The sequence below is a fragment of the Chitinophaga nivalis genome (assembly GCF_025989125.1).
Classification (GTDB): domain Bacteria; phylum Bacteroidota; class Bacteroidia; order Chitinophagales; family Chitinophagaceae; genus Chitinophaga; species Chitinophaga nivalis.
Window position 1 is genome coordinate 3,545,764 of record NZ_JAPDNR010000001.1, and the last position, 21,839, is coordinate 3,567,602.

At 50.2% G+C, this 21,839-nt stretch carries 18 protein-coding genes; 11 read left to right on the top strand and 7 right to left on the bottom strand.

All coding sequences use genetic code 11. The features are described 5' to 3' along the window. Window positions 1-6: 6 nt before the first annotated feature. Both OL444_RS14345 and OL444_RS14350 read left to right on the top strand, forming a co-directional pair. Window positions 7-1,137: an HlyD family secretion protein gene (locus tag OL444_RS14345; protein ID WP_264732359.1), complete on the top strand. Its 1,131-nt coding sequence runs from the start codon at window positions 7-9 to the stop codon at window positions 1,135-1,137. 172 nt (window positions 1,138-1,309) lie between these two features. Continuing rightward, on the top strand, window positions 1,310-2,890 hold the full coding sequence (locus tag OL444_RS14350) for a DHA2 family efflux MFS transporter permease subunit (protein ID WP_264732357.1): 1,581 nt from the start codon (window positions 1,310-1,312) through the stop codon (window positions 2,888-2,890). Between the two features lie 106 nt (window positions 2,891-2,996). On the opposite strand, the gene OL444_RS14355 is transcribed toward OL444_RS14350, so the two are convergent. The 3 genes from OL444_RS14355 to OL444_RS14365 form a co-directional block, all read right to left on the bottom strand. Continuing rightward, complete coding sequence (locus OL444_RS14355) at window positions 2,997-3,473, bottom strand: GNAT family N-acetyltransferase (protein ID WP_264732355.1); 477 nt, start codon at window positions 3,471-3,473, stop codon at window positions 2,997-2,999. Window positions 3,474-3,593: 120 nt separating this feature from the next. After that, entirely contained in the window at window positions 3,594-6,461 is a 2,868-nt protein-coding gene (locus OL444_RS14360; protein ID WP_264732353.1) for a TonB-dependent receptor, read from the bottom strand. A gap of 108 nt (window positions 6,462-6,569) precedes the next feature. Beyond that, the gene (locus OL444_RS14365) at window positions 6,570-7,031 is read right to left on the bottom strand and encodes an Mpo1 family 2-hydroxy fatty acid dioxygenase (protein ID WP_264732351.1); all 462 of its coding nucleotides are present in this window, start codon (window positions 7,029-7,031) and stop codon (window positions 6,570-6,572) included. Between the two features lie 261 nt (window positions 7,032-7,292). Here OL444_RS14365 and OL444_RS14370 point away from each other — a divergent pair, with 261 nt between their 5' ends. After that, window positions 7,293-8,174 carry an NAD(P)-dependent oxidoreductase gene (locus OL444_RS14370; protein WP_264732349.1) on the top strand — a complete coding sequence of 294 codons (882 nt, stop codon included), beginning with the start codon at window positions 7,293-7,295 and terminating at the stop codon, window positions 8,172-8,174. A gap of 56 nt (window positions 8,175-8,230) precedes the next feature. Here the strand turns inward: OL444_RS14370 and OL444_RS14375 are convergent, their stop codons facing one another. Then, window positions 8,231-8,680 (bottom strand): winged helix-turn-helix transcriptional regulator, encoded by a 450-nt coding sequence (locus OL444_RS14375; RefSeq protein WP_264732348.1) that lies wholly within the window; start codon window positions 8,678-8,680, stop codon window positions 8,231-8,233. Window positions 8,681-8,797: 117 nt separating this feature from the next. Here OL444_RS14375 and OL444_RS14380 point away from each other — a divergent pair, with 117 nt between their 5' ends. Next, complete coding sequence (locus OL444_RS14380) at window positions 8,798-9,187, top strand: DoxX family protein (protein ID WP_264732346.1); 390 nt, start codon at window positions 8,798-8,800, stop codon at window positions 9,185-9,187. A 53-nt stretch (window positions 9,188-9,240) separates the two neighbouring features. Here OL444_RS14380 and OL444_RS14385 read toward each other — a convergent pair whose 3' ends face one another. Further along, entirely contained in the window at window positions 9,241-11,139 is a 1,899-nt protein-coding gene (locus OL444_RS14385) for an SPFH domain-containing protein (protein WP_264732345.1), read from the bottom strand. Between the two features lie 437 nt (window positions 11,140-11,576). Between OL444_RS14385 and OL444_RS14390 the strand changes: the two genes are divergently transcribed. Then, complete coding sequence (locus tag OL444_RS14390; RefSeq protein ID WP_264732342.1) at window positions 11,577-12,455, top strand: ROK family protein; 879 nt, start codon at window positions 11,577-11,579, stop codon at window positions 12,453-12,455. 93 nt (window positions 12,456-12,548) lie between these two features. On the opposite strand, the gene OL444_RS14395 is transcribed toward OL444_RS14390, so the two are convergent. Both OL444_RS14395 and OL444_RS14400 read right to left on the bottom strand, forming a co-directional pair. After that, complete coding sequence (locus OL444_RS14395; RefSeq protein WP_264732339.1) at window positions 12,549-13,319, bottom strand: M90 family metallopeptidase; 771 nt, start codon at window positions 13,317-13,319, stop codon at window positions 12,549-12,551. Between the two features lie 11 nt (window positions 13,320-13,330). Further along, window positions 13,331-14,950: a M28 family metallopeptidase gene (locus OL444_RS14400; RefSeq protein WP_264732336.1), complete on the bottom strand. Its 1,620-nt coding sequence runs from the start codon at window positions 14,948-14,950 to the stop codon at window positions 13,331-13,333. 222 nt (window positions 14,951-15,172) lie between these two features. On the opposite strand from OL444_RS14400, the gene OL444_RS14405 reads away from it, so the two are divergent. From OL444_RS14405 to OL444_RS14430, 6 genes are all read left to right on the top strand, one after another. Further along, entirely contained in the window at window positions 15,173-16,096 is a 924-nt protein-coding gene (locus tag OL444_RS14405; RefSeq protein WP_264732334.1) for a dihydrodipicolinate synthase family protein, read from the top strand. Beyond that, window positions 16,093-17,682 (top strand): aldehyde dehydrogenase (NADP(+)), encoded by a 1,590-nt coding sequence (locus OL444_RS14410; RefSeq protein ID WP_264732331.1) that lies wholly within the window; start codon window positions 16,093-16,095, stop codon window positions 17,680-17,682. The genes OL444_RS14405 and OL444_RS14410 overlap by 4 nt, the downstream gene beginning before the upstream one ends. 25 nt (window positions 17,683-17,707) lie before the next feature. Continuing rightward, on the top strand, window positions 17,708-18,709 hold the full coding sequence (locus OL444_RS14415; RefSeq protein WP_264732329.1) for a 4-hydroxyproline epimerase: 1,002 nt from the start codon (window positions 17,708-17,710) through the stop codon (window positions 18,707-18,709). A gap of 46 nt (window positions 18,710-18,755) precedes the next feature. Then, a complete protein-coding gene (locus OL444_RS14420) occupies window positions 18,756-20,000 on the top strand; it encodes an NAD(P)/FAD-dependent oxidoreductase (RefSeq protein ID WP_264732327.1) in 1,245 nt (414 codons plus the stop codon). A 124-nt stretch (window positions 20,001-20,124) separates the two neighbouring features. Continuing rightward, complete coding sequence (locus tag OL444_RS14425; protein WP_264732325.1) at window positions 20,125-20,760, top strand: RNA polymerase sigma factor; 636 nt, start codon at window positions 20,125-20,127, stop codon at window positions 20,758-20,760. Window positions 20,761-20,812: 52 nt separating this feature from the next. Continuing rightward, a complete protein-coding gene (locus OL444_RS14430) occupies window positions 20,813-21,835 on the top strand; it encodes a FecR family protein (RefSeq protein ID WP_264732323.1) in 1,023 nt (340 codons plus the stop codon). Window positions 21,836-21,839: the final 4 nt, after the last annotated feature.

Genomic DNA, 21,839 nt, shown 5'->3' on the forward strand with positions numbered 1-21,839 from the left:
AAAGCTGTGGAAACGCAAACACAAACAAAACCTACTAACAATATAACCATGCAGGAAACATCCGCGCCTAAAAAGCGCAGCAAAGGGTTCGTCATCGTACTGGCGGTACTGGTACTGGGAGGCGGTGCTTTCGGTATCTCTAAATATATCCATAGCCAGGGCCACGAGGAAACAGATAACGCGCAGATCGATGCAAATGTAAGCCCCGTAATACCCCGCGTATCCGGTTATGTAAAAGAAGTACGGGTAAAAGATAACCAGTTCGTGAAAAAAGGAGACACCCTGGTGATCCTGGACGACCGCGACCTGGCCATTAAAGTACAACAGGCAGAAAATGGTCTCTATGCTGCCCAGGCTAATCTGGGTTCTGCAGAAGCAACCACCCTCGCTGCAGAAGCAGGTATCAGCACGGCGCAGGCCAACATCGGTACCATCGATGCGCAGATTGAAGCCGCTAAAGTAAATCTGTGGAGAGCATCTCAGGACTATGAGCGTTACAATAACCTCATTAAAGATCACTCTATCACACAACAACAATACGAACAGGCACTGGCTGCAAAACAATCTGCAGAACGTCAGCTGGATGTATTGGCCCGTCAGAAAGCTGCGGCCAGCCGCCAGACTTCTGTAGTGACTTCCCAGAGCAGCGCTACTTCCAAGCAGATCAACCTGGCTAACGCCGGTATCAAACAAAGAGAAACAGATGTGGCAGATGCTAAACTGAACCTCTCTTATACCGTGATTACCGCTCCGGAAAATGGCGTACTGTCTAAAATCTTTGTACAGCCAGGACAGTTTGTAGCTGCCGGTCAGTCACTCTTCAGCGTGGTACTGGACAACACCCCATGGGTAGTCGCCAACTTCAAGGAAACACAGCTGGACAGAATGAAACTGGGACAGAAAGTAACCGTGCACATTGATGCTTACCCGGGTAAAGCCCTGGAAGCAAAAGTAACGTCCTTTTCTCCTGCTACCGGTTCCAAATTCGCACTGCTGCCGCCGGATAACGCTTCCGGTAACTTCGTAAAAGTAGTACAGCGCTTACCGGTAAAAATCGAGTTCACAGATCCGGCTAATGAATTGGTAAAACAACTGCGCCCGGGTATGAACGTACTGGTAGACGTGCATCTCAACTAATCATACATGAACAGCTTCACTGCCCGGAGTTAATAATTAATGGGAACCATGCAGGATCGTCAGGCGGAAACCATTAGTATCAGGCAACTTGAAATAAGTAAGGAATTTATTAACCCGGCATTAATTATTAACTCCAGGTGATGAGGCTTTCATTCAAAATATAAAGTGCTGCATGCAACAAGAATCATTGATAGAATACGGCTCGCGCAGGGTGATCATCACGATCACCGCTATCTTCTGCGCCTTGCTGGAAATCGTGGATACCACGATCGTGAATGTGGCGTTGAATGACATGCGTGGTAATATGGGCGCTACCCTCAGCGAAATCGGCTGGGTGATCACGGCCTACGCGATCGGTAACGTAATCATTGTACCGATGACCAGCTGGTTATCCCAGCAGTTCGGCCGTCGTAACTATTTTGCGGCTTCTATTATCATATTTACGGTGTCGTCTTTCCTTTGTGGTAATGCCACCGTGATGTGGGAACTGATCATATTCCGTTTTATCCAGGGCCTCGGAGGCGGTGCATTGCTGGTAACTTCCCAAACCATTATTACAGAAAGCTATCCACCTGAAAAACGGGGTATTGCACAGGCAATCTATGGACTGGGGGTAATCATCGGCCCGACACTGGGTCCGCCATTAGGAGGTTTTATCACAGATAACTACTCCTGGCCGTATATCTTCTACATTAATATACCCATTGGCGTTGTCGCTACGCTGCTCACCCTGCAATATGTGCGCAGCCCTAAATACGGAGAAAAAAGATCCATCAGTGAAGTCGACTTCCTGGGTATTGGTCTCCTGGCCATCACAGTAGGCTGCTTACAGTTTGTATTGGAACGCGGACAGGAAGATGACTGGTTTAATGATACCACCATCACGGCATTAACCGTAACCAGTGTACTGGCGCTCTTTTTCTTTGTATGGCGTGAACTGACATATAAAAACCCGATTGTGGAGCTGCGGGTACTCAAAAACGGGAACCTGCGGGTAGGAACCATCCTCTCCTTTATCATGGGATTTGGTTTATATGGCTCTACATTTATCATTCCGCTGTACACCCAGGGTTCATTGGGCTGGACCGCTACCCAATCCGGGATGCTGATGATTCCGGCGGCGCTGACCACAGCGTTTATGATGCCGATCATCGGTAAACTATTGGAGAAAGGGGTACCTCAGCAATACCTGGTAGCTGCCGGTATGTTATTGTTCTTTGGTTTCTGCTTCTGGGGATATCTGATCATCACCCCGGCAGATACCGGCTCCGATGCTTTCTTCTGGATGCTGATCGTACGTGGTATTGGTATGGGTTTACTCTTCATCCCGATTACAACATTGTCGCTTTCTTCCCTGAAAGGACAGCAGATCGGGCAGGGAGCTGCATTTACCGGTATGATGCGGCAGTTGGGTGGATCTTTTGGGGTGGCGTTGATCACCACCTTTATGTCGCGCCAGAACATGCTGCACCGCAACGACCTGGTATCCAAACTCGATACCAACAACCCGGATGTCATCAACAGGGTACATGGCCTGCAACGCAGTTTTGTGGCCAAAGGTATGGACCCGCACACCGCGTTGAATTCAGGCTATAAAATGCTGGATTACAGTGTGAGCAAACAGGCGGCAGTACTGTCCTATATGGACGTATTCCTCTACCTCGGTATCCTGTTCCTCATCTGTGTGCCCTTTGTATTGATGGTAAAAGGTAATAAACAACAAGGTAAGCTGGATGCTTCTGCCATGCACTAACATCCGGTGTCAACATAAAAATATTGTTGCAATAACAGTGTAACAGTTGTAGGTTTAGGTAAATAAGCCCCGATATTCATCGGGGCTTTAATTTTTTTACAACGGTTTAGTTTTCGGGAGAGATACTTGGTGCGATTGTTTTTTGCATACAAATGCTGTTGTCGACCCCAACATATTGCCCGTAGTTGGGAATACGGGTATAACCGGCTTTCTCATACAGGGCAACGGCTTCCGGCAATACAACGCCGGTTTCCAGTACACAGGTGTGATACCCCAGGGAAGCTGCCCATTGCTCCAGTTCTGCCAATACCCGAAAGGCCACCCCCTGGCCCCGGAAAGCCGGATCGGTAAACATTCTTTTGATTTCTGCCACGCCTGCTGCAAAGGGCTTGAAGGCGCCACACCCGGCTGGTACACCTGCTACATACGCCACCACTACCTGTTTAATCTGATCTAACTGATTGAAGGGAGCGTAAAAGGTATGTAATTCTTCTCCGTCGCGGATGCGTATAAAACTATTTAATGCGGCCACCAGCTGATGAAAGTCGGGATGCCCGGCATCGGTTCTGATTAACTGTATCATCTTACCAGGATATTTGCAGGATCTGAAAATTAGTTGGTGGGTAAAGCTACTAAAGCAGGGCAAACTACCCAAAAACAGGAGCAAAAGCAAACGCTTTTGCTCCTGTTGGTAAGGAGATGATCAGAAGGTCAGCGATACTTTGGTAAACAGACGGATGCCGTTGAAGCCCATTTGCACGGCATCCCAGGGGCCACCGGTTTCACCGTCGTAGGCCGATAATTTGGCGCCCGGCACATAACCCAGATCCGGGTGTACATTAAAGATATTATCCGCTCCCAGGAACCAGCTGATTTGCGGGGTAATACGATAGCTGGTATACAGATCCGTTACTACCTTTCCCCGGTAGTTGAAAGCTTCCGGTACCAGCGTACCATCGCTATCCAGGGCTACCAACGGGCTGATACCCGTACCGGCCAGATTGGGATCGCCGGGAAGACCGCTGCCGGTTTTCGCCGGATCGCCGGTAAAACCGTATCCCAGTAATTTTATCTTACCATAGTAACTCAGGCGGGTACCTACCGTGAAGGAGCGCACACCATATTCCAGGTTTAAGCCCATCTTCACCGGAGGAGCAGAAGCGAGTACAAAATGTTGTTCCCGTTCGCTGAAAAATTCACCCCTGTGCAGGTAGCTGTCATTCAGCTTATCCGGCACATTGATCTGGTCGAGGTTCATGTGTTGCACATTGCCGGTAAACAACACCCGGACGCGTTGTTGCTGCCATTTATGCTGGTAGTCAATCACGAGGTCAATACCGGTGTTGGTGGTGTTCACGGCATTGGCAAAGAACTGGGCATTGTCGATGTGCAAGGCTTTGAGTTTGGCCAGGAAAGCGGCATCCAGTGTGGTGTCGCCGGCATTGAACTGACCGGATAATACAATCCTGTCTTTCACTTTCACCATATAACCGTCTACTGTTATAGTAAGTCCGGATACCGGTTTCCAGGAAAAGCCCAGGCTGGCATTCAGGGATTTTTCCTGTTTCAGGGCCGGAATACCGGCAGCCTGGGTGATTTCGTTACTGTTGGGGGCGATCTTCACCTCAGTGATGCGGCCGCCCTGTACGTTGGTAAACTGGGAGCTGTAGTTGATCTGCTGCAGGGAAGGTGCCCGGTAACCGCTACTAACGGAACCGCGTATATTAAAAGTAGGTGCCACCTTAAAACGGGCTGCCAGTTTATAGTTGCTGGTGAAGCCAAAGTCGCTGTAATTCTCTACACGCACCGCGCCGCCCAGCAGGAAGCGGGTGGTAATATCCCATTCTGCATCTACATACCCGGCGATATTGGAACGATTGGCTTTTACGGCATCCGTAGGGCGGTAGCCGGGAAATCCCTGCGCACCGGTAGCTTTGAAGAAAGTAGGGTCATAGTTGGTGTAGGAACTTTCATCGCCGGCATAGATGCGGTAGTTTTCATACCGGTATTCTGCGCCCAGTGCCAGGTTGAAGCCGGCGCCGATGCCGGGAATCTCTTTGGAGAAGGTCAGATTGGTGGTATTCTGTGCAAAGGAGAAGCCGCCATTGTCAAAGTGGGTGGGCGTTGCAGCGCCCATGGAAGCATTGAAGGTTTTATCGCCGTAGAAATGAAAATCATTTCTGCCGAAAGTATTACTGAGGTCCCATTTCCAGTTGTTGTTGGTGCTGCCTTTTATACCGGCTGCCACAGACAGGTCGCTGATACGGGTTTGTATGTGCGGATCAAAAATGGTATCTGCGCGTCCGCCACCAGGCGTAGGCACACTTTTCATAATATCCGGATAAAAGATCAGGCTACCGTCGGGGCGGGTAGGGAAGCGGTCCGGGTGCGCGCTGGATGATGGATTGAAGCCGTGGAAGGTTCTCGTATAGGCGTAGGCGTCAGACGATTTATAGTTGTAGCCGCCAAAAGCATAAACGGTGGTGCGGCTGCTGCCAATGGGGATTTCCAGGTTTACCATACCGCCGCCGCTGGTAACGGAGCCGTCGCCGTGGGCCCGGCGACCGGTATTGATAGGCATGCCGCCTGCATGTAGCAGGTTGGTGTCTGTTACCTGCCGGAATGTTTTGCCTTGCGTGAGGAAGTTACCGGCGAAATTAATGAAGCCGTTGTGTTTCCCGATCGGTACCCCATAGCTGGCGCCGATGGAGAGGGCATTCCCATCGATGCCGCCGCCATGTTCATATTGCTGCAGGTCTTTGTTGTAGTAGGGGTTGTACTTGCGGTCATAGTAGCCGGCATATCCGGCGGTGATGTTTAGTTTATGTACTTCTTTTTTCAGGATCAGGTTGATGACCCCTGCGATCGCATCTGAACCGTATTGTGCGGAAGCGCCGTCGCGGAGAATTTCCACACGATCGATGGCCGCTTCGGGGATGGCATTGAGGTCGGTGCCGGAATTGCCCCGGCCACGGGTTCCGAATACAGATACGAAGGCGGTCTGATGGCGGCGTTTCCCATTGACGAGTACCAGGGTCTGGTCGGGGCCGAGGCCTCTCAGGGTAGCGAGGTCAATCTGATCGGCGCCATCGCTGCCGCTTTGTTTGTTGTAGTTGAAGGAAGGGGCGGCGGCATTGAGCAGGGAAGTCAGCTCCATTTTAGCGCTGGGAAGCCCGGCCTGGTTGACGCTGATGACGTCTACCGGCACCGGTGTTTCTGTTTTGGCGCGTCCGCCGCTGCGGCTGCCTACCAGCACAATCTGGGTGAGTTCCGCTACCATGGGCTGCAGTTGTATATCTATCCGGGTACGCCCGTTGATATGCACCTGCTGGGTTTTATAGCCAATGGCACTGATTTCAAGTACATCGCTGGCGGTTGCTGTTAAAGCGTAAATACCATCTTTGGTAGTTTGGGTGCCTTTAGGGGCCGATACCACCCGGATGGTGATGCCTTCCAAAGGCGCGCCGGTAGTCTGGTCGGTGACCTTACCGCTAATGGGCTGGGTTTGTGCAAACGTGAAAGCGTAGCATAGCAGCATACATACTATGCAGGGTAGAAGTTTGAGGTACATACGCAGGTATTTATGTGAGTAATAGATGAAGATAACAGCAGACATACCCGTGTGGTGCGGGATATCTGCGGGTTGTTTGCCCGAGGGGCGCCTGTTTCCGGGGTGGACTTACAGGGGAATACCTGCTTTCCTGTAAATAAAACTCATCAGCCATGCAGGACCTATCAGCAGGAATTGCAGGTCCTTGAAGAAGGAGGGTTTGGCGCCTTCTATTTTATGCCCGATGAATTGTCCGATCCATGCCAGCACAAAAATAACCAGGGCTGTCTGCCAGATGACGAGGCCGGCAACGGAAATCAGGTGCCAGCACCAAAGGCACAGGACTCCAATAATCAGCATACCTCCGGATAGGGAGGCCGAAAGACGGGCATAGTAAATAATCAGCAGCAGTAACGCGATATGTGCTGCGGTGAGTACTACGGGTAATCCATTGATCGGTAGTACAATGGCATACAGGAAACCAACAATGCTGAAGAAGATAGCGGGCACACAGATCCAGTGAATCAATTTGTTGGTATGGTTACGGTGGCTGCTGCCATATTCATCCAGCCATTGATGTATTGTTTTCATCGTGGACGCGGTTTTTCGTGTATTTAAATATAACTTATTTGTTGTGAATAACCATGTTTCTTTATGGAGATGATATAAGCAACTGGAAATGACGGGCTTGTTGCCGGCTTCGCACCGGTGGTGGTAAAGTTGCAGAAAAGCGTTGCTGCTGCCGGCTGGCAGCTTCGTGTAGGCTACAGCGTGAGTACTGTTATCTCCCGGCACCAACGGTGGGTGTAAAGTAATACCTTTGTGCCATTATTCACATATATCTGTTCGAAAATGGAAACCATTGGATTTATTGGAACCGGGCATCTCGGTTATCCTATTGCAGCTAACCTGATTGCTGCCGGTTACACCGTAAAAATTTACAACCGTACGCGCGACAAGGCACTGCCGCTGGAAGCACAGGGCGCTATACTGGTGAATACGCCGGAAGAAACGGCCACACCGGGCGGCATTGTATTTTCACTGGTGTCTGATGACAAGGCGGTGGAAGCGGTGGCTACAGCAGCATTGTTGCAGGCATTAGGTAAAGATGGTATTCACGTGTCTATGAGCACCATTTCGCCGGATACGTCCCGGACACTGGCAGCGCAGCACCTGGAACAAGGAGTACATTATGTAACAGCCCCCATCTTTGCCCGGCCGGAAGCGGCAGCTGCTAAAGTAGGTACAGCGGTGATCTCCGGTCATGCAGCGGCCAAAGAGCGCATCAAACCGATGCTGTCTGCAGGTTTTGCCAAAAACATCTTCGACCTGGGTGAAGATGCAGGCAGTGCGAATGTATTAAAGCTGATGGGCAACTTCATGATTGCCGGCGCTATTGAAATGATGGCAGAAGCGTTTACGCTGGGAGAGAAAAATAATGTAGATCCGCGGCTGGCTTATGAGATGCTGACAACCACGTTGTTTGCAGCGCCTATTTTCCGGAATTATGGCGGTATTATCCTCGACCGGCAGTTTACAGAGAACCCGTCTTTCAGCGCAACACTGGGATTAAAGGATATGGACCTGGTATTACAAACCGGCCGGAAGTCACATACCCCGCTGCCATTGGCAAACCTGGTACAGTCCCGGTTAACAACGGTGATCGCTAAAGGATTGAAAGAGGCTGACTGGACGGCATTGTCTGGCGGAGCCAGAGAAGACGCAGGATTATAGGAGCTGTTTCCCGGATAGAGATCAGGTGCGCTGTACCCGCCTTTATCCGGGAAACATTAACCTTTATAGGCCGGCGCCAGACGCCGTGTCTTTCTTTCCCTGGCCGGTGGCAGGGAAGGGGCATCCGGTGTAGCAGCCGTTTCAGCAGGGGCGCTGGTATCGGCGTGCATGTGGGTGTATCCCCAATCCGCTATATGCTGCAGCAACGCCTCCATCGAAAATCCCAGGGGCGTCAGCTCATATTCTACCCGTGGCGGCACTTCCGGATATATAATTCTTTTGATCAGGTTATCTTTCTCCAGTTCACGCAGCTGCAATACCAATACGCGCTCAGAGATACCGCTGATGCTTTTCTTTAATTCATTGTAACGTAGTTTGCCATCCAGCAAACGCCATAATATGGTGGGTTTCCAGCGCCCCCCTATCAGTTGCAGCGTATAGGCGGTACCGCAGTCGCCCCGCAGTTTTCGCTCATTGATGGCATTGGTGGAGTTCTCTTTTCGCATACCCTCAGTTTTTACTTTGCTATGTAAAGATAGCGAATGCGTTGCTTTCTGTACCGCCTGTTTCCCGCAACATAAAGGGGGAAATAATTGTTCTAGGTAAAATTAAAGTTATCGGCTATGAAAATTTTTGCATTACTGGGCCGTATTTTCTTCGCGCTCATCTTCGTGCTTTCCGGTTTTCATCATTTAACGGGCGATGGGGTGGCCTATGCTGCCGCTGCCGGGGTGCCGTCTCCTGCATTCCTGGTGCCTTTTGCCGGGTTATTGTCCCTGGTGGGAGGGCTAAGTGTGCTGCTGGGATATAAAACGAAATGGGGGGCCTGGCTGCTGGTTATTTTCCTGGTGCCGGTCAGTTATTACCTGCATCCGTTTTGGACGGAGAAAGATCCGGGAGCTGCACAGATGCAGATGGCAATGTTTATGAAAAATGTATCGATGCTGGGTGGCGCCTTATTGCTGACCTATTTCGGCGCTGGTCCCTACAGTATAGACAACAAAGGAAAATAAAGTATAAGGCCCCCGCATCCTGCGAGGGCCTTTGCACGCGTAACCATCAGCAGTTATGCTTCTTTTTTCTTCGCTAGTTCTTCCAGCATCTTTAAGCCCAGCAGCCCGCTGATAGGGCCGTTCGGGCCATCAGTTCCACCGCCGATCAGGATGTCCGGCATGATACGTACCTGCTGGGCGCCGATGGATTCCATGATTTTCAGTTGGGTGAAGTTGTTGCCACCCATTGCTTCCACGGCCAGTTTATACGACGCTGCACTGGATTCACCAATCGCCAGGATCTTTTCCGCTTCTGCCTTACCGGTGAGGGATATTTTTTCCGCATCTGCTTTGGCAATCCATTCGGTTTTTTCTGCTTCTGCTTTGGCCAGTAACCGTACCTTTTCTGCTTCACCACCTGCCAGCAATTTCATTCTTTCACTTTCTGCGTTGGCTTGTAACCGTACGCTGTTGGCATCACCGGTTGCTTTTTTAACTGCCGCATCGGCAATTCTCTCGGCAATCAGTACACCTTGATCGGCTTTCACGATTTCCCGTTGCATTTCTGCAATAGCGGTTTCTTTTTCCAGCGTTTGCCGGGTTTCCTGCGCCAGCCTTTCGGTATCGTAGGTGATCTTTTGCTCTTCCGCAATCTTACGGTCGGTGAGGGTTTTCATCAGACTGTCCGGCGGCACAATGTCCCCGATCAGGGTATCTACGCCAAATACATTGTACTGATCCAGTACGTGGCCGATGTGTTCCTTGGCAGAGTTCTGTCTTTCCTTACGGCTGGTCAGGAAGCTGATCACATCTGAGCCCTGGGCGGAGTTACGGAAATAGTTACCGATGGTAGGTTCCAGCACCTGCGTAACCAGGTTGCTCATGTTACCGAAACGCGCAATCACTTTGGGTGCTTCCGTGGTCGGGATGTGGATGATCTGGGCCACATCCAGGTTAAAGGTAAAACCGTCGCGGCTTCTCACGGTAATGGTCGACAGGTTTTTATCCAGCTGGTGGGCTTCACTTCTGGCAGAGGCCCAGTTCAGTACCAGGTTGGTGGTAGGTACCAGTTCTACTTTCATGATATAGGGATTCACCGGATATTTACCTGGGCCTAATGGTTCTGCCCACACGCCCTTGGTGCCTTTGGCTACAATGTTACCATGTTTGAATTCTGCACCGCTGAGGTCTACGCCGTCGTTACCTACGAAGGAGATGACTACGCCTACATGGCCGATGGCGATTTCGGTCATGCGTACCATTTCCAGTTTGGCAAACCAGGGGTTGATAAAGTAGGAGCCGGCCAGGATAACCTGTTCCTGCAAGCCTTTATAGCCGCCTTTCTGCAGGAAGGCATCCACATCCTGGAAGTTGTTGTGCTGATCAATGATTTTACCGGCAATGGAGCCGGCTTCGATGGCCTTACCTTCCAAAGTGGTAACAATACCTACTGCATTTTCCGGGATGGACAGCATGTCGGTAATTTCTATTTCAAACAGGAAGGTGTTGATACGATAAGACCCGGGCGTGATGATGCCTGTCTGCCGGCCTTTTCTGCCGCCATTTTGCAGGAATGCGGCCGCGTCCTGGAAGGAGTCGCAAGGTACTTTCCGGGCCAGGATGGCGCCGGTTTCCAGTTCCGCACCGTCTTTCGCCAGTACCAGTCCGATTTTACCGGTAGGGATGATGGTGAACGGCTGGAAGGTAATGCTGTATTGCCACATCCATTTCCAGAAATAAACGCCTGGCGCCAGGGTCTGGCCCTGGAATCCGGCTTCTCCGCCGGTAGCAATGATACGGCCTTCCGGCAGTTCCTGTTTGCCCATCAGGACAAACTTTTTGGTAACCAGACCAATACGGTCTTCAGGAACAATGACTACGCCGAAGCATATACGAAGAATAACCTTGTACAGGACGAGGCATAGCAGGGGCACGCCAATGAGCAATGCCCATCTTAAAACTGTGTTTTCCATTTGGGTGTTGTTGTTTATGTGAGTGGTTTAGGTGGCCGACAGCCAGGTACAGGCACAGCAAGGCATGCTGATAAGTTCCGCGATGTCAGGCAAAAAGATTACATGTCTGTATTCAGGCAGTGGGGGGAGAAGTATTGTAGTTGGTAGCGATAAAAGTAGTAAGTTGGTTGCCGGAGCAATGATCTGAGTCCATTTGATGTAATGAATTACGGTGTAAAAGTGATAATAATTTTTTATCTGTCAAAATATATTTAGGAAGATAATTATACAGGAAAAGTTGCCGGCGTCATTTTGATTTTTGGAAAAACATGTTATATTGAGGCAGTTTTATCTGCATTTTTAGCGCTAAATCGATTTAATTATGCTGTAATCAACCAAACAATCTTTATATTTGTCGAGGCTAAAACGATTTAGCGTAAGCACTTTTTAATCTATTTATGAGAAGTTCCATGGCATTAGGAATTGATATAGGAGGATCGCATATCACCGCGGCGCTGGTAGATCTGGAAACAAGAGCTATCAAAGAAGGTTCGTGGAACCGTAAACGTATTAACTCGCAGGGGAGTGCTGCAGACATCATCGACGAATGGGCAGCTGTTATCAATGAGGTATTTGCCGCCACCAACACCGACTCCCGGTATATGGGCATCGGTATGCCCGGTCCCTTTGATTATGAGCAGGGTATCAGTCTCATGAAAGACCAGCACAAATATGATGCGTTATATGGCCTGAACGTAAAAGCGTTGCTGGCTGCCAAACTGGGTATGGATGCCACCCATATCCGCTTTATCAATGATGCAGGTTGTTTCCTGCAAGGGGAAACCTTCAGTGGCGCAGCGGCCGGCCGTCAGCATGTAATAGGCCTCACACTGGGTACCGGCCTGGGATCTGCCGTATATCACGGTGGGTTGGCCAAAGACGCAGACCTCTGGTGTACGCCTTTCCTGGATGGCATGGCAGAAGATTATTTGTCTACCCGGTGGTTTGTGAAACGTTACCACGAAATCAGTGGTGAAACAGTAGCCGATGTAAAGGCGCTGGTAGAACGTATAGCCGTTGACGATAGGGTTACAAAAATATTCCATGAATTCGCCGTGAATCTGGCTGCTTTCCTGGAAGATTTTGTAGCAGCGGAATCACCGGAAGTAGTAGTGCTGGGGGGCAACATTGCCAATGCAGCAGCACTGTTTCTGCCGGAAGTAACGGCACAACTGGCTGCTAAACAGATGCAGGTACCGGTAGTAACCGCCGTACTGGGCGAAAAAGCAGCCATACTGGGCGCTGCCAGCATCTGGCACGAACAGGAAGCTTATTAATTATCTTTTCAGCAGACGATAAAAAAAAGACAGCAGCGGTATCATATCGCTGCTGTCTTTTTTAGTTATATTGTTGCCGGATGCATCGCTGTCTCATATCGGCTTTTGCCGGAATATCTTAGTGAGCATCTCATACAATTCCGGATGATTTTCTGCCAGCAGATCGGGCCGCTCAAAGAAGTATTCTGAGATGACGGCAAAGAACTCCGCCTGGCTGGTAGCCCCGTAGGGATTAATATCCGTATGTCCTTCATACATCTGCTGAATGGTTTTGTGTACGAGCTGCATCCATGGAATACTGTAACTGTGCTCCATCAGTTTGGTAGGCATACCGTCAATAACACCATCGGTTTTGTCCAGCAGGTGTACAAATTCATGAATGGCCGTATTGCTTTTATCGGTTACATTGGCAAAACCTTCCCGCAGTGCATTGCGGGAAAGAATCATCTGCCCGTGCAAAGCACCACTGCCTACCATCCCCAGGATGTTGCGCTGATTACCTTCAAACTGGTATGTTTCGTTGAACGTATCCGGATACAGGATCACATTGGTGAGATTAAAGTACTCCCAGTCTTTGAATCCAAAGATGGGAATGATAGCACTGGCGGCTACCAATGTACGGTCCAGCGGTTCTACCAGCGTACCTACGCCTTCAATATGTGTTCTTTTCAAAAAACGTTGTACCATTTGCTGAAAGCGCAGCTTGTCGGTATCGCTCAGCTGCTGGTAATAACGTACATGTGTCTGCAACAGCTCCCGGTATTCTTCCGGCACAGCTGACCGCTTCAGCCGGCGGCGGATATACAGGTTTTTAAAATATAAAAACAGAATCAATCCGATCGCTATCAATCCAAATAAAACCATCTTACAAAAAATTATTTCCGGTAAATTTTAAACTCTGAACCAGGTTTCCATTTGGGAAAACTTTGTTCATTGCTTAACCGGTAGCCTACTTCAAATAATAAACGTACATCTTCTACCATACCATCCATCACCCAGGTAGCCGGATCGAATTCGTCTTTAGGGGAGTGGTAACGTAAACGGTTATACGTGGCAATCTGTTCTTTTCCCCAGCCGGCAGCTTTACCGGTAACCTGGGTACCCGGGCCGATATACAGGCCAGGCACGCCTTTTTTGGCAAAGTTAAAATGGTCGGAGCGGAAGAACCAGCCACCTTCCGGATTGGCCTCCGGTACAACGATCCTGTTTTGTTTGGCCGCTGCCTGTTGCGCATAGGCGTCCAGTTCAGACTGGCCATAGCCGATAACGGTAATGTCTTTGGTCCGGCCAAAAGTATTCATCACATCCAGGTTAATATCTGCTACCGTTTTTTCATGACGGAATACCGGATGCGCAGCATAATATTCGGACCCCAGCAAGCCTTGTTCTTCCCCGGTGACAGAGAGGAACAGTACGGAACGGGCGGGCTTTTGCGGCAGCCGGGTGAAAGCAGTGGCCAGTTCCAGTAAACCGGCAGTGCCACTGGCATTGTCTACGGCGCCGTTGTAAATAGAGTCGCCATTAACGGGCTCGCCTATCCCAAAGTGATCCCAATGTGCTGAATATACAACGCATTCCTGCGGACGGAGTGCACCTGGTAAAATGGCCAGCACGTTGTGGGAGGTCGATTTTTTAATGGTATTGTTCAGCACCACGGAGGTTTGCAGGTGCAGGTCTACCGGCCGGAAACCTTTGGTCCGGGCCTTTTCCATGATGTCTGGCGACACCCCGGCCAGTTGAAAGATTTTGTTGGCCGCATCCCGGGTAATCCAGCCTTCCAGGGCGGTACGATGCTGGTTGTTGTCTGGTGTCTGCAGGTGCAGTTTGGAATTAGACCAGCCGCTGCGTACTACTTTCCAGGGATAGCTGGCAGGCGCTGTTTCGTGGATGATGATCACGCCGGTAGCGCCCTGGCGGGAAGCTTCTTCAAATTTATAGGTCCACCGGCCGTAATAGGTCATGGTGCGGCCTTTGAACAGGGTACTGTCGGAAAAACCAGGATCATTGATGAGTACCACCACCGTTTTACCTTTTACATCCAGTCCGGCATAGTCGTTCCAGTTATATTCCGGCGCCACAATGCCGTAGCCGGCAAATACCAGTGGCGACTGATCAATGCGCACCTGTTCCTGTACCCGGCGGGTCGCCGCTACAAAATCATCCAGGTATTGCAGCGATACTTCCCCGCCTGCACCTTTGATAACCAGGTTGCCGGCAGGCCGGGAACCGATGGATACCATGGGTACCTGCTGAAAATAACTATTGCCGTTGCCGGGTTTTAATCCCAGTTGTTTAAACTGAGCAGCCAGGTATTGGATGGTGCTGTCTTCTCCTCTTGTAAAGGGTTTTCTGCCTTCAAAGGCATCAGACGCCAGCACCCGGATACGGGCGGCAAAGCTCTCCGCATGGATGGCTTTTATAGCCGTGGAGTCCTGGGCTTGTAATCCCTGCAGCAGGAGAGAGCCTAGAAAAGTGAGTATACTGATTCGTTTCAATTTGACTTAGGTTTAGATTCAAACTAAAATTACAGAAAGAATTAAGAATTCCACGGGATAAAGCCGGCGTACCTGCTACCGGCACTTATTGCTTAATTATTAATACACCTGGACCCCAAAAAGGGTACCTATAGGTTAAAATCCGTGCATAATTGATTAATTCCAGTAGCATGGCATAGGGGAGGGCCGCCTATTTTTGTTGACATAAAAACAGAGAGGAAAATGGTACAATTCAGCTGGCAAGGCGTATTTCCCGCATTGCTGACGCCTTTTACAGGCGATGATCATATTGATTATGATATGTTTGACAGGAACCTGGCTGCACAGGTATCCGCTGGTGCAAGTGGTATTATCCTGGGCGGTACGCTGGGAGAAGCCAGCAGTTTGTTAAATGAAGAAAAGTACGCGCTGGTAAGACATAGTGTGGCCCGCCTGGAAGGTAAGCTGCCGGTGATCATGAACATTGCGGAACAAACTACTGCCGCGGCCATCGCCAACGCTAAAGAAGCGGAGAAAGCCGGTGCTTCCGGTCTGATGTTATTACCCCCCATGCGCTATAAGGCAGATGATGCCGAAACCGTTGCCTATTTTCTGGCTGTAGCCAATAATACTTCCCTGCCGATAATGATCTACAATAATCCGGTAGACTATAAAATACTGGTGACCCTCGATATGTTCGAAGCACTGGCAGCAGCGCCGAATATACAGGCAGTGAAAGAATCCACCCGCGATATTACCAACGTTACCCGTATGATTAACCGCTTCGGGGATCGCTTCCATATTTTAACCGGCGTAGATACGCTGGCGTTGGAAAGCCTGCTGATGGGCGCCCAGGGTTGGGTAGCTGGTCTGGTAGATGCTTTCCCCCGCGAAACAGTAGCTATTTTCCGGTTGGCCAAAGCGGGCCGTGTTGCGGAAGCAGTAGCCATCTACCGTTGGTTTATGCCATTACTCGAACTGGATATCGACGCTAAACTGGTACAGTATATCAAACTGGCTGCTACCGCTACCGGTATCGGCAGTGCTACGGTGAGAGCACCTCGTCTGGAACTGGCAGGAGCAGAACTGGACAGGGTAACTAAAATCATACAGGATGCACTGGCTAAACGCCCGGCATTACCCGAATACTTAAATCTGCCAGGATGAAAATAACAGGAGAAAATATTATAGGTTATACTACCTCCGCTACGGGGCTGGAAGTATTACGTGCATACGATCCCGTGAGTAATACCCAGCTGGCGGAAACATTTACCATTGCAACCGCCACGGAAGTAAACAGGGCGGTGGAAAAAGCGGCTACCGCTTTCCGCACCTACCGGCATACCACGCCGGCAGACCGGGCCACCTTTCTGGAAGCTATTGCAACGGAGATCATGAATATGGGGGATCTGCTGCCAGCGAGAGCGGTAGCTGAATCCGGCCTGCCGCTGGCACGTATTACCGGCGAACGTGGTCGTACTATCGCTCAGTTGCAGCTGTTTGCCACCGTGCTGCGCGAAGGTTCGTGGGTGCAGGCGGTTATCGATCCGGCGCAGGCAACAACACCTGTGCCCAAAGCAGATATCCGTAAAATGCTGGTGCCCCTGGGGCCCGTACTGGTATTCCCGGCCAGCAATTTCCCGCTCGCCTTCTCTACCGCAGGTGGAGATACCGCCGCTGCCCTGGCAGCCGGCAACCCGGTGATTGTAAAGGCGCACGCCTCTCACCTGGGTACCAACGAACTCATTGCCCGAGCCATACAAAAAGCCGCGCAGCAGTGCGGTATGCCGGATGGTGTGTTTTCCAGTCTGACAGGTTCCGGTGCCGCACTGGGCCAGCAGCTGGTGAAACACCCCGGTATTAAAGCCATTGGCTTTACCGGCTCCTATAAAGCCGGTATGGCCATTTTCGATGCCGTGAACCAACGTCCGGAGCCTGTTCCCGTGTATGCGGAAATGGGGAGCATCAATCCGGTGCTGCTGTTGCCAGGTAAGCTGGCGGCCGAAGCCACAACGGTGGCGCAGCAATATGCGGCGTCCATTACCCAGGGAGTAGGTCAGTTTTGTACCAGTCCCGGACTATTGCTGGCGCTGGAAGGTCCTGGCACCGAAGCATTTGCCGATAGACTGCAACAAGAACTGGCAACAGTGCCGGCAGCTACCATGCTGAATCAGGGCATCTGTTATCACTATTACGAAAACCGGGAACAGCTGGCCCGCGGAGAAGGGGTAGAAACCCTGTTCGCCGGTGATTCAGGACTGGAGGCTACCAAAGGTTCACCGGCCTTGTACCGTGTCAGCGGCAGCCGGTTCTTGCAACAGGCAGCCTTGCAACAGGAAGTATTCGGCCCTGCCTCCTTATTGGTGGTATGTAAGGATACAGCAGAACTGGTGGAGGTACTGACCTCCTTGCACGGCCAGCTCACAGGCTCGGTGATGGGATTGCAGGAAGACCTGGATACCTACAGCCAGTTGATACCGCTGCTGGCGGAAAAAGCCGGCAGAATCATTTTCAACCAGGTGCCTACCGGGGTGGAAGTAGGCTATGCCATGCATCATGGCGGCCCATTCCCGGCAACAACCGATATCCGCAGCACCTCCGTAGGGGCGTCGGCGATAGATCGTTTTGCCAGACCCCTGTGTTTCCAGAACTGGCCGCAGAACCTGTTGCCGGATGCATTGAAAGATCACAACCCTTTAGGTATCTGGCGGCGTATTAAAGGAACACTTACTCAGGACGCAGTTCATCCATAAGGTTTTACTATTTATTTTTTAGCAGATGTCCACCAAAACTTTTTTTTGTATAGATGCCCACACCTGTGGTAATCCGGTAAGGCTGGTCGCCGGCGGCGGTCCTGTGCTGAAAGGAAACAGCATGATGGAAAGACGCCTGCACTTTCTGGCAGAATATGACTGGATCAGAAAAGGGTTGATGTTTGAACCCAGAGGACACGATATGATGAGTGGCAGTATCCTCTATCCACCCGTTGATGAAGCCAATGACACAGGTGTATTATATATCGAAACCAGTGGTTGCCTGCCGATGTGCGGACATGGTACCATCGGCACCGTCACTATTGCAATTGAACAAGGGCTTATTACCCCCAAAATACCAGGTCAGTTAAGGTTGGAAACACCGGCTGGCCTGGTGCTTATAAATTACGTACAGGAAGGTAAGAAAGTGAAATCAGTAAAACTGACAAACGTAAAATCCTTCCTGGCAGCAGAAAATCTATCTGTAGAATGCCCGGACCTGGGTACGCTGCAGGTAGATGTTTCCTATGGCGGCAATTTTTACGCCATCGTAGATCCGCAGGAAAATTTTCCTGGCCTGGAACACTATACTGCCGGGCAACTGGTAACCTGGAGCCGGGAATTACGTAAACGGCTAAACGAAAATTACACCTTCGTACATCCGGAAAATGAACATATCAAAGGACTGAGCCATATTTTATGGACCGGTACCCCGCTGAATCCGGAGGCAACGGCCCGCAACGCCGTGTTTTACGGCGATAAGGCCATCGACCGCTCTCCCTGTGGTACCGGCACTTCCGCCAGGATGGCGCAGTGGTATGCGAAAGGTAAACTGAAAGCCGGCGATCGTTTTATTCATGAAAGTATCATTGGCTCTGCCTTTACCGGCACGATAGAAGCAACGGCTACTGTCGCCGGCAAACCCGCTATTGTACCGGGTATCGAAGGTTGGGCAATGGTAACAGGATACAATACGATTCTGCTGGACGATGCCGATCCATATGTACACGGGTTTCAGGTAATATAAATCAACGGAAACTATTTCCGTACTATTCATCATTCGTAATTGTAAAATGAATACAACCATTATAGGAGGCGGTATTATTGGTCTTTGTGCAGCCTACTACCTGCAGGAAAGCGGGTGGAAGGTAACGGTTATGGATACCGGTGATTTCCGGCAGAACTGTTCCTATGGCAACATGGGCATGATTGTGCCCAGTCATTTTGTGCCGCTGGCTGCGCCGGGTATTATTTCACAGGGCATTCGCTGGATGTTCAACGGCAGGAGTCCTTTTTATGTAAAACCAGCATTGAACAGACAGCTAATAAGCTGGGGCCTGCAGTTTATCAAAAATGCCAATGCTGCACACGTGGCCGCATCAGCGGTGCCCTTGCGGGATCTCAACCTCCTCAGCCGCCATCTGTATGAACAGCTGGCGAAACAGCCGGGCTTTGGTTTCGGATTGGAACGTAAGGGCATTATCATGTATTACAAAACAGCTGCCGTTGGGGAAGAAGAGGCCCATCTTGCGGAAAAGGCCGCCGCTATGGGGCTGGATGCTGCGGTATTGAACCGGGCAGACTTACAGGCACTGGAACCACAAATAGAGATGGATGTACTGGGCGGTGTGCATTACCGATGTGACGCTCACCTGAGCCCGCATGAACTGATGCCGCAACTGATTACACACCTGCAAAGAAAAGGCGTACAGTTTCTGCCAAATACAAAAGTAACAGGTATTAAAACGGCACAGGGAAAAATAAAAACCGTGATGGCCGGTACAACAGCCTATGAGTCGGATCTCTTTGTGCTGGCAGCAGGTTCCTGGACACCGGAAGTAGCGCAGCTGGCCGGCATCCGTATTCCTATGATGCCAGGGAAAGGATATTCTGTAACGCTGGATGCACCGAAATTAAATTTAAATATTCCGGCCATTTTATGTGAAGCCAGGGTAGCCCTTACACCTATGCGGCAGCAGCTGCGTTATGGTGGTACCATGGAAGTGGCCGCCGTCAATGATCGCATCAATATGAACCGGGTAGCGGGTATCGTTGATTCTGTACAGCAATATTTTCCGAACCTGCCGGTAACCATGCCGGAAAAGGAAGCAGTATGGAGTGGATGCAGACCTTGCTCTCCCGACGGATTACCTTTTATCGGATATTCGCAACAATATAGTAATTTGCTGCTCGCCGGAGGACATGCAATGATGGGATTAAGTCTGGGACCTGCTACCGGAAAGTTGCTGGCGCAACTGGCCGGTCAACAGCCTACCAGCGTGAGTTTGAAAGCTTTCTCCCCGGCACGGTTTCGTTGAGGTTATTAGCTGTTGGTATTGGGCTACTAGCCGTTTCTTATAAGTGACTACACCTATGAATTCACCTGTGCATGTATAAGAAATAATGATGTAAATCAACCAATCACTGATAACAGTAAGCCAGATGCTAAAAGCAAAATGTTCCGCAGAATATGGTGCCCGTGAAGAAAAAGACTATGCCGTTTTCTGGCACGAGATGCAACAGGATAATGAACAGGGTTTGTATAAAATATACCACGAGGTGTATGATAACCTGTACCATTACGGTGTGTCGGTAGTGCTGGATAAGGCTATGGTCAAAGAAGCCATCAACGATGTGTTTGTGGAGATCTGGCGGAAAAGACAGCAGCTGGAAATGCCGGATAACATCAACGGATATCTTTTTATCTGTTTTAAACGCCGGTTGTATAAAATTCTCAGTAAACACAACAAGACAGCCAGCCAGGAAGACAGCCTGCTCTTTATAGAGCCGGAGGAGCGGCCGTACGAGGAAATACTGATCCGGCAGGAAACGGATCAGCAGGTGAAGCAAAAGCTGGAACGTATGCTGGACCTGCTCACCTGGCGACAGAAAGAATTTATCCGCCTGCGGTTTTATGATAATTTAAGTATAGAAGAGATAGCCGCTAAAACAGCGGCTACTCCGCGTACTATTTACAATACCATTCACAATGCCCTGGTACGTATCCGGGAAGTATATACAGATGCCTCTTTCATTGCGCTGCTACTGCTTTTGGTAGATATGGAAAAAAATTCCTGAAAAATTTGGTAAAAGAACAGACACCCCGGCCTCTTTATTAAAAATGGCCGGTATGGACTTACAGCAGTATAAGGCAGAAGATTTTATTTTAAACGATTCCTTTGTGCGTTATTGTTTACGCACGAACGATGCTGATGTACAGTTCTGGGAAAGCTGGCTGAATAAACATCCGCATAAACAGGCCGAAGCAGCCAAAGCACAAAGCTGGTTGTTTAAGCTGAATCTCCGTCTTACACCCGAAGAAAAAACAGCCGCTTTCCTCGAATTACAAACGGCTATTGCCACCGAAAACAATCTTACTCCCATTATCCCTATACCACGTACCCGCAACCGGAAACGATTATTGCGTATAGCCGCTGCGGTTACCCTGCTGCTGGGCGCGGCGGCAGGTAGTTTTTTCCTGCGTCATGCTCCCCGTCCCATAGCTGCTGCCTATACCATATACCAGGCAGGCGACAGCATGCGCCGGCACATTCAGCTGCCGGATGGTTCAGCCGTTTTACTGAACGCCCGCAGCACCCTGAAAGTTCCTGCTACTTATAATGCCGGACAACGTCAGCTGGAACTGAATGGGGAAGCACTGTTTGAGGTAGCCGCGGCCGCAGGCCAGCCATTTATTGTATCCTCCGGTAACCTGCATATACAGGCACTGGGAACGGCCTTTAAAGTCCGGGCTTACACCTTTGATACCACGATGGCCGTATCGCTGCTGAATGGCCGCGTACAGGTGGCACAGGCGGGCGACAGTATGTTATTATTGCCGGGCGAACAGATAACGACCCGTAAAGAAGGCGCTGCATTTGATAAACACACTTTTGATATAAACAGGGAAACAGCCTGGCGTAGCGGCCGGTTGTCTTTTGATAAAGCTACGCTGGCCGAAGTAGCACATACACTGGAGTACTGGTATGGCGTAAAAGTAGTGGTGCAACCGGGGAAATATAAGCCCATACGGTTTAACGGCACCTTCACCAACAAAACACTGCAGGAAGTATTAACAGCCATCTGTTTTGTAAACGGACTTTCAACCACGGAAAAAAATGACACACTGTATATACAATCAACCAAACATTAGGTAA

Excerpts from the sequence above, each read along its gene's own strand:
- OL444_RS14350 (WP_264732357.1), top strand. The coding sequence starts at position 1,310 with ATGCAACAAGAATCATTGATAGAATACGGCTCGCGCAGGGTGATCATC.
- OL444_RS14355 (WP_264732355.1), bottom strand. The coding sequence starts at position 3,473 with ATGATACAGTTAATCAGAACCGATGCCGGGCATCCCGACTTTCATCAG.
- OL444_RS14360 (WP_264732353.1), bottom strand. The coding sequence starts at position 6,461 with ATGTACCTCAAACTTCTACCCTGCATAGTATGTATGCTGCTATGCTAC.
- OL444_RS14365 (WP_264732351.1), bottom strand. The coding sequence starts at position 7,031 with ATGAAAACAATACATCAATGGCTGGATGAATATGGCAGCAGCCACCGT.
- OL444_RS14370 (WP_264732349.1), top strand. The coding sequence starts at position 7,293 with ATGGAAACCATTGGATTTATTGGAACCGGGCATCTCGGTTATCCTATT.
- OL444_RS14375 (WP_264732348.1), bottom strand. The coding sequence starts at position 8,680 with ATGCGAAAAGAGAACTCCACCAATGCCATCAATGAGCGAAAACTGCGG.
- OL444_RS14380 (WP_264732346.1), top strand. The coding sequence starts at position 8,798 with ATGAAAATTTTTGCATTACTGGGCCGTATTTTCTTCGCGCTCATCTTC.
- OL444_RS14385 (WP_264732345.1), bottom strand. The coding sequence starts at position 11,139 with ATGGAAAACACAGTTTTAAGATGGGCATTGCTCATTGGCGTGCCCCTG.
- OL444_RS14390 (WP_264732342.1), top strand. The coding sequence starts at position 11,577 with ATGAGAAGTTCCATGGCATTAGGAATTGATATAGGAGGATCGCATATC.
- OL444_RS14395 (WP_264732339.1), bottom strand. The coding sequence starts at position 13,319 with ATGGTTTTATTTGGATTGATAGCGATCGGATTGATTCTGTTTTTATAT.
- OL444_RS14405 (WP_264732334.1), top strand. The coding sequence starts at position 15,173 with ATGGTACAATTCAGCTGGCAAGGCGTATTTCCCGCATTGCTGACGCCT.
- OL444_RS14410 (WP_264732331.1), top strand. The coding sequence starts at position 16,093 with ATGAAAATAACAGGAGAAAATATTATAGGTTATACTACCTCCGCTACG.
- OL444_RS14415 (WP_264732329.1), top strand. The coding sequence starts at position 17,708 with ATGTCCACCAAAACTTTTTTTTGTATAGATGCCCACACCTGTGGTAAT.
- OL444_RS14420 (WP_264732327.1), top strand. The coding sequence starts at position 18,756 with ATGAATACAACCATTATAGGAGGCGGTATTATTGGTCTTTGTGCAGCC.
- OL444_RS14425 (WP_264732325.1), top strand. The coding sequence starts at position 20,125 with ATGCTAAAAGCAAAATGTTCCGCAGAATATGGTGCCCGTGAAGAAAAA.
- OL444_RS14430 (WP_264732323.1), top strand. The coding sequence starts at position 20,813 with ATGGACTTACAGCAGTATAAGGCAGAAGATTTTATTTTAAACGATTCC.